The organism is Paenibacillus sp. FSL K6-1566 (assembly GCF_038050475.1).
In the GTDB taxonomy this organism is placed as follows: domain Bacteria; phylum Bacillota; class Bacilli; order Paenibacillales; family Paenibacillaceae; genus Paenibacillus_AQ; species Paenibacillus_AQ lactis.
Window position 1 is genome coordinate 4,433,685 of record NZ_JBBOSR010000001.1, and the last position, 14,952, is coordinate 4,448,636.

11 protein-coding genes are annotated in these 14,952 nt (G+C 55.3%); 6 read left to right on the forward strand and 5 right to left on the reverse strand.

Going from position 1 to position 14,952, the window contains the following annotated elements; genetic code table 11:
• Positions 1–104 precede the first annotated feature (104 nt).
• The 4 genes from NST08_RS19535 to NST08_RS19550 form a co-directional block, all read right to left on the reverse strand.
• On the reverse strand, positions 105–1,097 hold the full coding sequence (locus tag NST08_RS19535) for an aldose 1-epimerase (RefSeq protein WP_007132156.1): 993 nt from the start codon (positions 1,095–1,097) through the stop codon (positions 105–107).
• A gap of 138 nt (positions 1,098–1,235) precedes the next feature.
• Positions 1,236–2,918 carry a glycerol-3-phosphate dehydrogenase/oxidase gene (locus NST08_RS19540; RefSeq protein WP_083832668.1) on the reverse strand — a complete coding sequence of 561 codons (1,683 nt, stop codon included), beginning with the start codon at positions 2,916–2,918 and terminating at the stop codon, positions 1,236–1,238.
• Between the two features lie 260 nt (positions 2,919–3,178).
• The gene (glpK, locus tag NST08_RS19545; protein WP_210094715.1) at positions 3,179–4,669 is read right to left on the reverse strand and encodes a glycerol kinase GlpK; all 1,491 of its coding nucleotides are present in this window, start codon (positions 4,667–4,669) and stop codon (positions 3,179–3,181) included.
• Between the two features lie 64 nt (positions 4,670–4,733).
• Positions 4,734–5,945 carry an ROK family transcriptional regulator gene (locus NST08_RS19550; protein WP_245255968.1) on the reverse strand — a complete coding sequence of 404 codons (1,212 nt, stop codon included), beginning with the start codon at positions 5,943–5,945 and terminating at the stop codon, positions 4,734–4,736.
• 440 nt (positions 5,946–6,385) lie between these two features.
• Between NST08_RS19550 and NST08_RS19555 the strand changes: the two genes are divergently transcribed.
• The 6 genes from NST08_RS19555 (at position 6,386) to NST08_RS19580 (ending at position 13,074) form a co-directional block, all read left to right on the forward strand.
• Positions 6,386–7,645 (forward strand): ABC transporter substrate-binding protein, encoded by a 1,260-nt coding sequence (locus tag NST08_RS19555; protein WP_028405352.1) that lies wholly within the window; start codon positions 6,386–6,388, stop codon positions 7,643–7,645.
• Between the two features lie 100 nt (positions 7,646–7,745).
• Positions 7,746–8,687, forward strand: a complete 942-nt coding sequence (locus NST08_RS19560; RefSeq protein ID WP_210094717.1) for a carbohydrate ABC transporter permease — start codon at positions 7,746–7,748, stop codon at positions 8,685–8,687.
• Positions 8,688–8,707: 20 nt separating this feature from the next.
• Entirely contained in the window at positions 8,708–9,544 is an 837-nt protein-coding gene (locus tag NST08_RS19565) for a carbohydrate ABC transporter permease (protein WP_007132162.1), read from the forward strand.
• A 104-nt stretch (positions 9,545–9,648) separates the two neighbouring features.
• Positions 9,649–10,695, forward strand: coding sequence for a Gfo/Idh/MocA family protein (locus NST08_RS19570; RefSeq protein WP_007132163.1), 1,047 nt, complete (start codon positions 9,649–9,651; stop codon positions 10,693–10,695).
• A complete protein-coding gene (locus tag NST08_RS19575; protein ID WP_144869130.1) occupies positions 10,692–11,678 on the forward strand; it encodes a Gfo/Idh/MocA family protein in 987 nt (328 codons plus the stop codon). Before NST08_RS19570 ends, NST08_RS19575 begins: the two co-directional genes overlap by 4 nt.
• A gap of 427 nt (positions 11,679–12,105) precedes the next feature.
• Positions 12,106–13,074, forward strand: coding sequence for a Gfo/Idh/MocA family protein (locus NST08_RS19580; RefSeq protein WP_341342641.1), 969 nt, complete (start codon positions 12,106–12,108; stop codon positions 13,072–13,074).
• Positions 13,075–13,201: 127 nt separating this feature from the next.
• Here NST08_RS19580 and NST08_RS19585 read toward each other — a convergent pair whose 3' ends face one another.
• Positions 13,202–14,626 carry an NAD-dependent succinate-semialdehyde dehydrogenase gene (locus NST08_RS19585; RefSeq protein WP_341342642.1) on the reverse strand — a complete coding sequence of 475 codons (1,425 nt, stop codon included), beginning with the start codon at positions 14,624–14,626 and terminating at the stop codon, positions 13,202–13,204.
• Positions 14,627–14,952 lie beyond the last annotated feature (326 nt).

A 14,952-nucleotide genomic window follows, 5' to 3' on the forward strand; every position in this document is an offset into this window, starting at 1 on the left:
AACGCGCCATATTGGCCAGCTGTAAAAAAAGCGTACGGACATGTCAACCCGTAAACCGGGTGGTTCCAATACGCTTTTTTTCACTCGATTGAAAGTCTTGTCGATCAGTTCTTCATGTATAAGCGCGAGGTGGATTCCCAGATCTCGCCCGGCGCCAGCCCGAACAGGCCGATTTCGTCGGCCGGCAGATCCACATTCGGCGCGTTGACGAGGTTGACCTGCGGCTCCGGACAGAAAAACTTCCCACATGCCTTGTTGTTCCAAACCATCCACTGCTTATAGGAAGTGCCTACATCGTATACGAATGTTTTGCCGATGCGCGTATCGGTCAGCTCCATGCGGTTTCTCCCGTTTTGCTGAGCAGCCGTATAATGATTGTCCATCTCGGCAAAATACGGGCTGACTCCATCGCCGCGGAGCTTCTCCTCGTCCGGAGTCAGCGGCTGGAAGCGACCGGTCGGCAGCATGCGTTCATTGAGCTCCCAACGCTCGCCGATGGTCATGCGGACAACCACATCGTCTGCCGTGCTCCCTGGCGCAAACGGCGCCATGATCGCTGTATGGAAGGCGAGCAGGCAAGGCATGTCGCTGTCGCCTTCGTTGCGAATCAAGACATGCTGGGACAGACCGTCTTGATTAAGCGTGTAGCGCAGACGGAAGGTGAAGCGGTGAGGCAGCATCGCATATACCGGATGGTCTTCATCGACCTTGACCGATACGACGACATAGCTGCCCGCTTCCGTGCTGCCATACTCCTCGACCCACCACGGAGTCGTATGTAAAAAGCCATGCAGATGATTGCCCGTTGCCTCCTCATTCACCGGAAACTGATAGGTCTTGCCTTTCCATGGGAACCGTCCGTCCTCATAGCGGTTTGGCGGAAACAGGACAGGGATTCCGTGTACGCCGGGATTCTCCTTGAACGACTCCATTTCGTCCGCTTCCGGCTCCCGCAGAAACCGGTAACCGCTTTCGATATCCCGGTAGGCTATAAGATTACCGCCGACTGCGGGCAAAATTGCCGCTTCATAAGGGCCGTGCTGCAGCCATACCGCAGGCTCGCCGTGGAACGTGCCTTCATACGCTTTGTGGTTCATCGGTTGATCTCTCCTCTCATATTTGACGACGTATATAGAATATCACACCGATGCCCATGCTTCTATAACTTGACCGATCAAAACAAGACCAACTCCCGCTTCACGCGCCCGGGAGCTGGTTGAACATTAGGGATGGATTCAGGATGACAGCTTGCTTGCAGAAGCCGCCGCGGCTTCCAGCCCGCTCTCCTCGGAAGGTGCGGCATGCTCCGCCCTGGCAAGCTCCTCTTGCAGCTCTAAAGTGTACATCTCCTTCTCATCATTGCTCCAGCCGAGTAACGAAGCCATATAATCGATGACCGGCTCCTTCCATCTCTTGGTCCATTCGATATTGAACAGCAATGAACCTGTCCGGCGGATAAAGAAGTCGACCGGCTTCACGGCCATTTCGTGCTCGATCGCATACCGCAGCGGAACGAGCACCGACAGCGGCAGCGCCTCCGCTTCCTCCTGTGCTCCCGTGCCCGCGGCTTCCTCCCCTGCCAAGCGGAACAATTCTGCCACATTGGAGCCGTACATTTTCGCCCACTGCTCTGCAAGCTTCCGTTCAATCCCAAGCGCCGCGCCCTGATCGGCTTGAATGCGCACATAATCCGGGAATTGAGCGGAACCGCCAACCTTGCCGCCGGATATCGGAAGCTCACGGGTTATGCCGGCGCCGTAAGACTTGCCGCCTCTCTCTTGAAGACGCTTTGCAACAAGGTCGACGACGGTTTCCGCCATCTTCCGGTAGCCGGTCAGCTTGCCGCCCGCAATCGTAATAAGCCCCGACGGAGATTCCCAGATCTCATCCTTGCGGGATATTTCCGAAGGGCTTTTGCCTTCTTCCAGAATGAGCGGCCGAACGCCGGCCCAGCCTGACTCTACGTCGGACGGAGACAGCTTGATGTCCGGGAACATATATGATATCGCCTTAAGGATGTAATCCCGGTCCTGGATTGTAATGAACGGCCGTGCGGGATCAGCTTTATATACCGTATCCGTAGTCCCGACGTATGTCTTTCCATCCCTTGGAATCGCAAACACCATCCGTCCGTCCGGCGTATCGAAGTATACGGCTTGACGAAGCGGGAACTTCGATTGATCGATCACCAGATGCACGCCTTTGGTCAGCTGCAGCATTTTTCCTTTCTTGGATTTATCCATTTCCCGCACGCGGTCGACCCACGGCCCCGATGCATTCACAATCTGACTGCCGGTCACCTGCCGAACCTCACCATCGAGCATGTCTCTGGCCGTGACGCCGGTAATGCGTCCGTTCGCATCGTAATTCAGCGATTCGGCCTTTACATAATTGAACACGTTCGCGCCTCTGGCCGCCGCTTCCTTCATGACTTCCAGCGTCAGTCTGGCGTCATCCGTCCGGTATTCCACGTAATATCCGCCGCCCTTCAAGCCGTCCCGCTTGAGGAGAGGCTCCCTCTTCAGCGTCTCCTCCGAGGAGAGCATCGAGCGCCGCTCTCCCCGCTTGACGCCGGCGAGGAAATCATACACCATCAGCCCGATCGACGTGCTGAATTTGCCGAACGTGCCGCCTTGGTGAATCGGAAGCAGCATCCATTCCGGCGTCGTGACATGGGGACCGTTCTCATAAACCACCGCTCGTTCCTTGCCGACCTCGGCTACCATTCCGACCTCGAACTGCTTCAGATAACGAAGCCCGCCGTGCACCAGCTTGGTCGAACGGCTGCTCGTGCCGGATGCAAAATCCTGCATTTCCAGCAGCAGCACTGACATGCCGCGGGTTGCTGCATCGAGCGCGATGCCTGCTCCCGTAATTCCTCCGCCAATGACGATTAATTCGTAATGCGTGGTATCCATCTCCCGGAATCGCTTCTTGCGGTCCAGGCTTGAAAATGTCCGTAAATGCTTCACAACTGATCCCTCCCTGTATGTTTTACCCGAGCTCTATATACCCTAAATTCCTGAATTCCTAATATCTAGAGGCGACTAAAAAGACAACAAAAAAGAGACCACAAACACACAACGATATCCCCGTCTGCCGGGTTTTTGTGTGTCCAGTGGTCTCTCCAAGTCTCCAGACATGTATTCACTTAATATTTATTATAGCATAATTCCCGTCAATGAAAAGCCATTGTCGCATAAACGGCTTTTTTCCACCCGTTGTACAGCTTCTCCCTGGTCTCCTCCGGCATCTTCGGCTCGAACCGCTGCCCGGCAGACCACAGACTGCGGATTTCGTCCTGGTCCTTCCAGAACCCGACTGCAAGGCCGGCGAGATAGGCCGCTCCGAGCGCCGTCGTCTCCAGGATGTCCGGCCGTTCGACCGGCACGTTCAGAATATCGCTCTGAAACTCCATGATGAATGTGTTGGCAGCCGCGCCGCCATCCACCCGCAAAGCCGGAATCCGGTACCCGGAGTCCTCAATCATGACAGACAGCACGTCCCGCGTCTGGTAGGCGAGCGATTCCAGTGTTGCACGGATAAAATGCTCCTTCGACGTGCCTCTCGTCAGGCCGAAAACAGCACCGCGCGCTTCGCTGTTCCAATAAGGGCTCCCGAGTCCGACGAAAGCGGGAACGACGTACACGCCATCCGTTGAATCTACCCGGCGTGCATACGGCTCGCTATCCTTCGCCTCCCGGAACATCCGGAGTCCGTCGCGCAGCCACTGAATCGCGGAGCCGGCAACGAATACGCTGCCCTCCAGAGCGTACTGCACCTTGCCTTCCAAGCCCCAGGCGATCGTCGTAATCAGGCCATGCTCGGAATTAACGGGCTTATCCCCCGTATTCATCAGCATGAAGCTGCCCGTGCCGTAAGTCGTCTTGACCATCCCTTCCGAGAAGCAGGCCTGACCGAACAGCGCCGCCTGCTGGTCCCCGGCCGCTCCCGCAATCGGAACCTCGCGCCCGAAGAAATGATACGACACCGTGTTCGCGTATACCTGTGAGGAAGGCTTCACCTCCGGCAGCATCACGGCCGGAATATCGAGAAGCGCAAGCAGCTCTTCATCCCATTTCAGTTCATGAATGTTATACAGCATCGTCCGCGATGCATTGGAATAATCGGTCACGTGGGCCTTGCCCCCGGACAGCTTCCAGATGAGCCAAGTGTCGATCGTACCGAAGAGAAGCTCTCCACGCTCCGCGCGCTCACGGGCCCCCTCAACATGATCCAGCAGCCATTTGATCTTCGTTCCTGAGAAATACGGATCAATCAGGAGTCCTGTCTTCTCCCTAACCATCGAATCATGTCCGTCCGCAATCAGCTGCTCGCACAAGCTTGCGGTCTGGCGCGATTGCCAAACAATCGCATGGTAGATCGGATCACCGGTCTTCCGGTCCCATATGACCGCGGTCTCCCGCTGGTTCGTGATGCCGATGCCGGCAATCTGCTCCGTCTTGACTCCTGCTTCCGACAAGCAGGTGGCGATCACGGCAAGCACCGAGCCCCAAATTTCGTTGGCGTTCTGCTCCACCCAGCCCGGCTGAGGGAAGTACTGCGGAAATTCCTTTTGGGCGGAATGCACGATTTGCCCTTTCCGGTCAAATAATATCGCCCGCGAGCTTGTCGTTCCCTGATCCAGCGACAGTATATATTGCTCCAATTCGTCAGCTCCCCTTCCGATTGAGATTCATGTACCCCAAGATTACGTGCTGATGGAAACGTTGTCAAATCGAAGATTCGATCAGCGAGAAGCCGAACAGATCTTGCAGCAGGACGGCCGCTGCGCCGATCAGCTTGTCGTCACCGCCCAGCGAGGCGAGCCCGAATACCATGTCATTCGCGAGGATCGGCATGGCATGCCGGCCAATATAGTTGCGAACCATCGCCAGCAGCTCCTCGTTCCCCAAAGCCATTTCTCCTCCGAGAATAAGCGCCTCCGGATTAAACATATTCACAAGGTTCACGATGCCCGCACCCAGATGCTCCGCCACCTCCTCGTTAATCGAGATCGCCAGGCGGTCACCGCGCCGAAGCGCCTCCTTGTACATCGAAGGGTCAATTTTTGCATAGTCGCCGCCGCTTAGCTCCTGGATCAAGGTCGGCCGCCCCGTAGCGATCGCCGTTATGATGCGGGAATAGATCGCCACCCAGCTGATGCTGGTATCCAGGCAGCCGATATTTCCGCATTCGCAGCGGATGCCGTTCCAGTTCACGCTGGTATGGCCGAACTCCCCCGCTCCTCCATGCTTGCCGCGAAGCAGGGTATCGTTAATGAGAATCCCGGATCCGAGGCCATCGCCGATCGAAATGTAAATCAGGTTGGAGTAGGCATAATTGCCGAACCGCCGCTCAGCCAGAGCCACCGAGTTCATATCGTTCTCTACCCATACCCGTAAACCGTACTGCTCCTCCATGATCCGTTTCAGCGGGACGTTCTCCATCCGCAGCTTGGTGTTGTAGTAGACGACGCCCTGAGTATCGCTGACGATTCCGGGCACGGTAACGGATAGGCCAACGCATTGTCCTCCGCCGCCGTAGGATCGGATAAAATCATCCGTAAGCTGCAGGAGCCGCTCAACGAGCTCTTTTCCCTGAAGTCCGTCGATCGGAAAAGTGGCCTTTTTCAATATGCTCGCTTCCAGGTTCATCGCCGCCAGAATGATGAGGGAATTCGTGATCGCAACCGCAAACAGATAGTGGTTATTGGGATTGAATTGAAGCAGGATCGGCTTTCTGCCCCCGCTGGAGGAGCCGGTTCCGATTTCAACGACGTAGCCGTCCTTGATTAATTCCTGCACGGCGGACGCCACCGTTGAAGGACTGATGTTGTTCTTCTTGGCCAGGTCGATCCGGGAGATCGGACCCTCCGTCCTTATCTTGTTTAGCACCTTGGACCGATTCAGCGCCTGGATCAGCTTGTGGTCGCCTTTTTTCATATTGTTCAAGCAAGTTCAACCTTTCTTTCGTTTCATCATCGCTTCGTTCCCGGTTGGTACCCTGGGAGCTGGCGGATCAAGCGCTAGTTACACTATACCATTTCGGGGAATCTGTTATAAACTTATTCCATTAACGAAAATAACTCAAGTTCCACAGGTGCAGCAGCGACATCATAAAATGTGAAAAAAATAATTTAAAACAAAATGAAACCGCTGTCTTGAAATATTTTGAATCAAAATATATAATCTTTCGCAACAGAAGCATCGTTATTCCACTCAAAACATTGCATACCTGTGTCAACTTTTTTCGATCACTGGAATAACTATGACTTTTTAATCACAGATAAAGGGGGCAATGCAAGAGGAGTCATTTTCAAGCCAAGCGTCAAGTTGGAGTCACGTGTTGGATCAAACCAAGTTCCTTAGGGAGGTTTTATGTGATGAGAAAAAGAATGGCGGTCCTGTTTTCCGTAATCCTGATGCTCGCAGCCGTTCTGTCCGCTTGCGGCGGCAATGCGTCCGGCGGAGAGAATGGCAAGAAAGTGATCAATGTCGCCTTGTGGGATGAAAATGTGCGGGAGACGCTGGATCAATCGATCAAAATCTTCAACCAGAAGCATCCGAATGTCGAGGTCAAGGTGACGTACACGCCATGGGCGGATTACTGGACCAAGCTGAAAACAAGCCTGGCCGGCAACAGCGGCCCGGATGTGTATTGGATGAACGGTCCCAACTTCCACTCGTACGCTTCCTCGGGTCTCATCAAAGACCTGTCCCCGCTCATTGAACAAAGCGGTCTGGATACTTCGGTCTATAACGAAGCGCTGATCGACATGTATACGTATCAGGGCAAGCTCCACGGCCTTCCTTACTTCCAGGATTCCATCGGTCTGTACTACAACAAGGAATTGTTTGATAAGGCCGGTCTTGCCTACCCGGATGAAACCTGGACCTGGGAGACGCTGGAAGAGAATGCCGCCAAGCTCACCGACAAGGCGAACGGCATCTACGGCTATATTGCCCCGATCGACAGCCAAATCGGATATTACAACTATATCTCCCAAGCGGGAGGCTACGTCATCTCCGAGGATAAGACAACCTCCGGCTTCAATACGCCGGAAGCGCTGGAGGCGTTCAAATGGCAGCAGAGCTTGATCGATAAGGGCTATTCCCCTACGGCTCAGCAGCAGCTCGAGACGAAATCCCGCCAGCTGTTCGGTTCAGGCAAAGCCGCCATGTTCCCGGGGATTTCGGTCAATTCGCCGGAGCTCTACGAGCTGCTTGGAGACAAGCTTGGCGTTGCGGTCCTCCCGGCGGGCAAGGAGAAGGCCTCCATCGTTCATGGCCTGAGCTGGGCGATCAACGGAAAGACCAAGGTCGAGCAGGAAGCCTGGGAGCTGATCCAGGTTCTGTCCGGGAAAGAGGGGCAAGAGCTGCTGGCGAAATCGGGCTTCTCGATGCCTGCCTATAAGGGAACGGAAGAAGGCTGGCTCAAATCGATTCCGTCCTTGGACCTGCAGGTGTTCGTAGACAGTCTGGATTTTGCCGTCCCGTATCCCGTTTCCCAGAAAACCGCGGAATGGCAGGATGCCGAGGTTAAGGAAATCCAGGCAGCCTTCCTGGGCAAAAAGTCATTTGAAGAAGCTCTCAAAAATGCCGGGGATCAGATGAACGCTATTTTGGCTACCGAAACGAAATAGGAGCTCATTGGCTTTTCTGATCATGAAGTGACACCAGCTCTTCTAGCAACTCGCTAATCCGAATTACTCGATAACGAATGAAGAAAGGACGGTGCTGCTTGTGAGCTCTCCTGTAACAGTCACCACGGATCCGCCGGGAACGTCCGCCAAACGAAAGCCCTCCAAGCTTTCGATCAACGAGGCCATCTGGGGTTATGTCTTCATCCTGCCTGTGGTGCTCGGCCTGGGTCTGTTCTACATGGCTCCTTCCGCCGCATCGCTGTTCCTGTCGTTTACCGCATGGGACGGGTTGACCTCTCCCCGGTTTATCGGCATCGACAATTTTGTCAATCTGATGCAGGACGACAAGTTTACGGGATCCTTGCTGAACACGCTCCTGTATACCGTCGGCACGGTCCCCTTGTCCGTCGCGCTGGCAACGGTGCTGGCGGTGCTGCTGAACCAGAAAATCAAAGGGATGGTCTTCTACCGGACGCTGTATTTCATCCCTGTCATCACGATGCCGATTGCGGTCGGCATGGTATGGAAATGGCTGTACAACTCGGAATTCGGCTTGATTAACTATGTGCTGGGCGCGATGAATTTACCGCAGCCGAATTGGCTGTTCGATGAGAAATTCGCCCTCTTCTCCATCGTCCTTGTCAGTGTATGGAGCAGCATCGGCTACAATGCCGTCATCCTGCTGTCGGGATTGCAGGGAATCTCGGGGAGCTACTACGAGGCGGCCTCCTTGGACGGGGCCGGGACGCTGTATAAGTTTTTCCGGATTACGCTGCCGCTGCTGACGCCAAGCTTGTTTTTTGTACTGGTTATGTCCTTCATCAATTCCTTTCAGGTGTTCGATCTGATCTTTATCATGATGGACCAGCAGGCCACGATGCTCGAATCCACCCGGACGGTCGTATACAGCATATGGGAGGACGGCTTCAAGTACTTTAATATGGGCTATGCATCCGCCCAGGCCTTCATCTTGTTCATTGTCATTCTGGTGATTACGATGGTCCAGATGTATATCCAAAAGCGCTGGGTTCATTACCAATAACGGGAGGAGGAGTATACGACGTGAAAACGACAACCCGAACCGATAAAACGAGCCGTCTGGCTGCCCATCTCCTGTTAGCTGTCGGCGCGCTGGTCATGATCATGCCCTTTCTGTGGATGCTCTCCACCTCGGTCAAATCGTTCGCGGACTCCATGTCCGTCCCGCCGAAATGGCTCCCGACCGAATGGCGCTTTGATAACTATGCCCGGGTGATCGACAGCATAGATTTCGGCACGTATTACTTGAATACGGTCATAGTCACGCTCGGGCGAACCGCCGGCCAGCTCGTGCTGTGCTCCCTTGCCGCCTATGCCTTCGCAAGCCTGCGGTTCCCGTTCAAAAATACGATATTCCTCGCGCTGCTGGCCGTGCTGATGGTGCCATCGCAGGTCGTCATGATTCCGAGCTTCGTCATCATGCGCGAGTTCGAATGGCTCGATACGTTCTACGTGCTGATTGTGCCCGGCATATTCAGCGCCTTCGGCACATTCCTGTTAAGGCAGTTTTTCATGACGCTGCCGAAGGATCTTGAGGAGGCCGCCAAAATCGACGGCTGCAGTTATTTCCGCATCTACTGGAACATCTATTTGCCACTGTCCAAGGCCGCGCTCGTCTCCCTTGCCATCTTTACGATACTGGCATCCTGGAACGATCTGCTGTGGCCGCTGATCATGACCAGCTCCGAGGAAATGCGGGTGCTCTCCATCGGTATTTCCAGCTTCCAGGGACAGCATTCCACCGATTACCCGCTGCTGATGGCTGGCGCGGTAATGGCCACGCTTCCGATCATCATCCTGTTCATTTTCCTTCAGCGCTATTTCATTGAGGGGATTGCGATGAACGGTATTAAGGGTTAACGGTTAAGCGGCTTGTTCTGCCGAAAATTTGATTGTAGTTCACATGGTTTACGAGCCCGGCCGACAAGAGCGTCGCCGGTCTCATCTATAAAGGAGTGTATGAAGTGATACGTGTATTAGTTATCGGGGCGGGCACCATGGGAAGAGCCCACGCTTCAGCCTATGCCGTGATGCCTGGCGTGAAGCTTGTCGGCATCGCGGACATCCAGGCGGACAAAGCGAGCGGTCTGGCTGCCAAATGGAGCACCCGAGCGTTCCCTTCCTTCGAGGAAGCGGTGCAGGAGCTTGGCCTTGCCGGTATCGATGTTATCGACATTTGCCTGCCAACCCCTCTCCATAAGGAATATGTCGTGAAGTCGGCCGATGCCGGCAAACACGTCATCTGCGAAAAGCCGATCGCCCGCAGCGCGGAGGATGCCGCATTCATGATCCGCTATTGCCGCGAGAAGGGGGTTCGATTGTTCGTCGGGCATGTGCTTCGGTTCTTTCCGGAGTATGTTAAAGCCAAAGCGCTGCTGGACCAGGGATCGATCGGCAAGCCAGCCGTCATCCGGGCCGGCCGCGGCGGCGGTTATCCGATCGGCTGGAATGACTGGTACAGCGACTTCAGCGCCAGCGGCGGCGTTACGCTCGATGCGATGATCCATGATTTCGACTATTTGCGCTGGTGCTTCGGCGAGGTTGAGCGCGTATACGCCAAGGGGCTTCACGGCCGCCATCAGGCCCAGCTCGATTATGCGCTCGTGACCCTGCGGTTCCGAAGCGGAGTCATCGCCCATGTCGAAGGGACTTGGGCCCATGAGGGCTTCTCCATGCATTTCGAAATAGCCGGAACGAAGGGCGTTATAGATTACGACAGCCGGACGGACACCCCGATCGTATACAAATCGCGCCGCCGTTCGGAGACGGTCCCGGGCGTCATCGTCCCGGAAAGCCCGCTCGCCCAGAGCCCGTATTACCGCGAGCTTGCCCACTTCATGTCCTGCATTCAGGACGGAAGCGACCCGCTGGTCACGGCGGAGGATGCGCTCGAGGCATTGCGCATCGCGCTGGCGGCACTGTCGTCCATGTCTTCCGGTCAGCCGGTTCTGATAGATGCAGATTCCGGAGCCTTAGTCGGTGCTCATTCATATAGAGGGGTGATGTCATGAAGATTGGCGTTATAAGCTTTGCACATATGCATGCATTCAGCTACACGAAGGCGCTGCTCCAGATTGACGGCGTGGAGCTGGCCGGAATCGCCGATACCGATGCGGAGCGTGGAGCCAAGTATGCGGAATATTTCGGAACGACCTATTATCCGGATTACCGGGAGCTGCTGGCGCAAGGCATTGACGGTGTCATCGTCACTTCCGAGAATGCCCGTCACAAAGAGCATACTCTTGCCGCTGCCAAGGCCGGTGTCCATGTTCTCTGCGAAAAACCGCTATCCACCAATATAGCGGATGCCCAAGAGATGATTGAAGCATGCAAGGCAAGCGGGGTGCTGCTGCAGACCGCCTTCCCCGTCCGCTATAATTCCACGGTCATCCGCGCCAAGCAATTGGTGGATGACGGTGCATTAGGCCGCATCCTGGCCATGAAGGGGACCAACCGGGGGCGCAATCCCGGGGGCTGGTTCATCGACCCGGCTCTCTCCGGAGGCGGCGCCGTCATCGATCATACGGTGCATGTAGCAGACATTATGCGCTGGATCTCCGGCGCAGAGGTAAAGGATGTCTACGCCGAGGTCGGCCATTTGATTTCGGAGAAGCCGATCGATGATTGCGGCATGCTGACCATGGAATTTGAAAACGGCGTGTTCGCGACGCTAGACTGCAGCTGGTCCCGCAATAAGGAATACCCGACCTGGGGCGACGTTACCTTGGAAATTATCGGCTCGCAGGGGACGATCAGCGTGAATGCGACCAGCCAGAAGCTGCACGTCTACACCGATGAGTCCGGCTACCGCCATCATGCATGGGGTGACAGCATGGATGCCGAGCTGATCCGTGATTTTATATCGGCCATCTCCTCCGGCGCAGCCGAAGCATCAGTCACCGGCGAGGACGGATTACACGCACTCGCGGTTGCTGTAGCTGCATACCGTTCATCGGAGCAGGGACGGACCGTGACCATGCAGGAATTGGACTAATCCTAGGGGCATTGCAAGGGTAATTACAGACGGCAGCCTCATAAAGCTTGAGTTTGTCACCGTACGCTCGGTGCGTGGAGCTAGCATGTGTTTCGCACTGGCATGTGCGTGGAGTTGGCGTGTGCTTCGAGCTGGCATGTGCTTCGAGCCGGCTGTGCTTCGAGCTGGCATGTGCTTCGAGCCGGCTGTGCTTCAAGCTGGCATATGCATGCAGCTGGCATGTGCTTTGAGCCGGCATGTGCATGAATCCGTGCATCCGTGCATCCTAAATGCCCCCATGCTTCCTATGGCTTTATATCGGCTGTCTTCCGGTATTAAGGGAAAATTACCGTGTTGAATAATATGGAAATCAGGGATATAATCACGAGGACTACGTACCGGAACGGGTGTGGTACGTTAACCTAACCACTAGGAGTGATCAATGCCAATGATTAAAGCAGGCGTAATCGGGGCCGGGGGGATGGGCGCCGTACACATCAAAAATCTCCACGAGCATGAGCATGTGCAGCTCGCCGCCATTTGCGATTCCAACGAAGCACTCGCCAAGGCACAGGCGGAGCAATACGGAGCCGCTTATTATACGGACGGCAGCGTCATGATCGAACAGGAGCCGCTCGATGTGCTGTATATCTGCATCCCGCCGTTCTGCCACGGCGATCTGGAAGAGCGAGCGGCAGCGAAAGGCATTCATTTGATGGTAGAGAAGCCGCTCGGACTTGATCTCGAAGCTGTCCGCATCAAAGCGAAAGCCATCGCGGACAGCGGAATTATTGCCGCTTCCGGCTATTGCTTGCGTTATTTGGATACGGTTGCAATCGCAAAGGATTATCTCAAGGACAAGAAAATCGGAATGGTTCGAGCCCATTACATCACCGTGCCTGTACCAACACCATGGTGGCGCAAGAAAGAACTCTCGGGCGGTCAGCTAGTGGAACAGTCTACGCATACCTTGGATCTGGTCCGCTATTTATGCGGCGACATTACCAATCTGTATGCGAATATGGATTTGCTTCTCGTGAAGGATATCCCGGATCTGGACATTCCGGATGTCGGCGTCATCCAGTTCGTGCTCGAATCCGGAGCGCTTGGACAGATGCAAACCGGATTCATCCAATTCGACCACCGCACTGGCGTCGAAATCATGGGACGGGATTTCCGCCTAGTTCTTGACGGAACAACGCTGTCCATTGTCGAGAAGGGGAAAGAAACGATATACCGGAGCAGCTCCAATTTCTATAAAAACCTGACCGACGCGCTGATCGAGGCCATCCGGCAAAAAGATCCCAGCCTGGTTCTGGCATCCTATGAGGAAGGCCTTAAGACGCTTGAAGCGACGCTGGCCGCGAACGAATCCGCAGAGACCGGCCAGGTTATTCAGCTATCATCTAATAAATAATATCATGCATGGCAATAAGGGCGATCCCGCAGCGTCAACGGGGATCGCCCTTCTTAGATCCGTTCTCCAATGCCAATACACGAACAAATCATAAACATAAATGAACTGCAATTACACTGCCATCAAACTACAAACCAAGCGAAATGTACTTGACCTCCAAAAACTCATCGATCCCGTAATGCCCGCCTTCCCGTCCAAGCCCGCTTTCCTTGAAGCCTCCAAACGGCGCTTGGGCTGTAGACGGAACGGGATCGTTCACGCCCACGATGCCGTAGTCCAGCGCTTCGGCGATTCGCACCGCTTCCCCGAGATGCTGCGTGAATACATAAGCCGCCAGCCCGTACGGACTGTTGTTGGCACTCTTAATCGCCTCCTCGATGGCGGTGAAGGTGGTGATCGGCGCCAGCGGCCCGAATGTTTCCTCCTGCATGCACGCCATGTCATCGGTAGCGTTCATAATGACGGTCGGTTCCACGAAGCGATCGCCGAGCTCAGGCAGCTTCTTTCCGCCGGTCAGCACGACGCCTCCCTTCGCCTTCGCATCCTGAATCTGCTTCACCACTTTATCCACTGCGTCCTCGTTAATGAGTGGTCCAATATCGGTACCTTCCTGCAGGCCGTTACCTACCTTCAGCTCGGAAGCAAGCCGCGCAACGCGTTCCGCAAACTCTTCAGCTACTCGCTCCTCGACATAAATCCGGTTCGCGCAGACGCAGGTCTGTCCCCCGTTGCGGAACTTGGACGCGATCAAACCCGAAGCCGCCTGCTCCAAATCAGCATGCGCCGTCACGATAAACGGAGCGTGCCCGCCAAGCTCCAGCGATATTTTCTTCACATTCGCGGCCGCCCCGGCCATCAGCTTCTTGCCGACCTCGGTCGAGCCGGTAAAGGACAGCTTCCGCACCCGGCCGTCCTGCTGCCACGCCTCCGCGATTTCGCCAGAAGGACCCGTCACGAGGTTGATCACCCCTGCTGGGATGCCCGCTTGCTCCGCAAGCTCCACCAGCTTGATGGCGGTAAACGGCGTCTCGCTTGAAGGCTTGATGACCACGGTGCAGCCCGCAGCCAGCGCCGGCGCGACCTTACGGGTTATCATCGAGGCCGGAAAGTTCCAAGGCGTAATCGCAGCAACGACTCCGACCGGCTGTTTGGTTACGATAATCCGCTTCTTGTTCGACGAAGCGGGAATCGTCTCGCCATAGATGCGTTTGCCCTCCTCCGCATACCAGGAGACAAAGCTGTTCGCATAGGCAATCTCCCCTGCCGCCTCCTTCAGCGGCTTGCCCTGCTCCATCGTCATGATCCGCGCCAGCTCATCGGTATACTCGCTGATCCGTTCAAACCAGCGGCGAAGCAGATCCCCGCGCTCCTGGGCCGTCAATCCCGACCAATGCCCGAATGCTTCAGCCGCGGCATCCACGGCTTGTTCGGCCTCGATTCTGCCGGCCTTCGGCACGGTCCCGATCACCTTGCCGTCCGCCGGATTTAACACCTCAATCGACTTGTCGGTCCGGATCCATTGGCCGCCGATGTATATTTGATCTCGAAACATCATATATAACCTCCTGTCTTCCTGCAAGACTGCAGCCATCCTGCAACTTAAACCCTGATTCGACGAATGCTGCCATATTCTTTATTATCCGATAATCGATGATCCAAAGCAAAGAAACGAACATACGAGAAGGGACGACAAAACCAGAGCTTTAGCCGGACCCCCGCGCCTTATATGTGATTCTGTTCGTCGGACCGAGGGTTTGCCACCGGCCCGGCTTTCTTCAGATTCCGCCTCGCGGCGGACACACTTGCCCTTGGCTAACATTTCCTACTGCCAAGCCTGTAGCGGACTTTCACCGCCGAGTTATCGCCCATGCCGGGCGC

What these genes read in the sequence shown, in the direction of transcription:
- NST08_RS19535 (WP_007132156.1), bottom strand. Translation starts at nt 1,097, where the DNA reads ATGAACCACAAAGCGTATGAAGGCACGTTCCACGGCGAGCCTGCGGTA.
- NST08_RS19540 (WP_083832668.1), bottom strand. Translation starts at nt 2,918, where the DNA reads ATGGATACCACGCATTACGAATTAATCGTCATTGGCGGAGGAATTACG.
- NST08_RS19550 (WP_245255968.1), bottom strand. Translation starts at nt 5,945, where the DNA reads ATGAAAAAAGGCGACCACAAGCTGATCCAGGCGCTGAATCGGTCCAAG.
- NST08_RS19555 (WP_028405352.1), top strand. Translation starts at nt 6,386, where the DNA reads ATGAGAAAAAGAATGGCGGTCCTGTTTTCCGTAATCCTGATGCTCGCA.
- NST08_RS19575 (WP_144869130.1), top strand. Translation starts at nt 10,692, where the DNA reads ATGAAGATTGGCGTTATAAGCTTTGCACATATGCATGCATTCAGCTAC.
- NST08_RS19580 (WP_341342641.1), top strand. Translation starts at nt 12,106, where the DNA reads ATGATTAAAGCAGGCGTAATCGGGGCCGGGGGGATGGGCGCCGTACAC.
- NST08_RS19585 (WP_341342642.1), bottom strand. Translation starts at nt 14,626, where the DNA reads ATGTTTCGAGATCAAATATACATCGGCGGCCAATGGATCCGGACCGAC.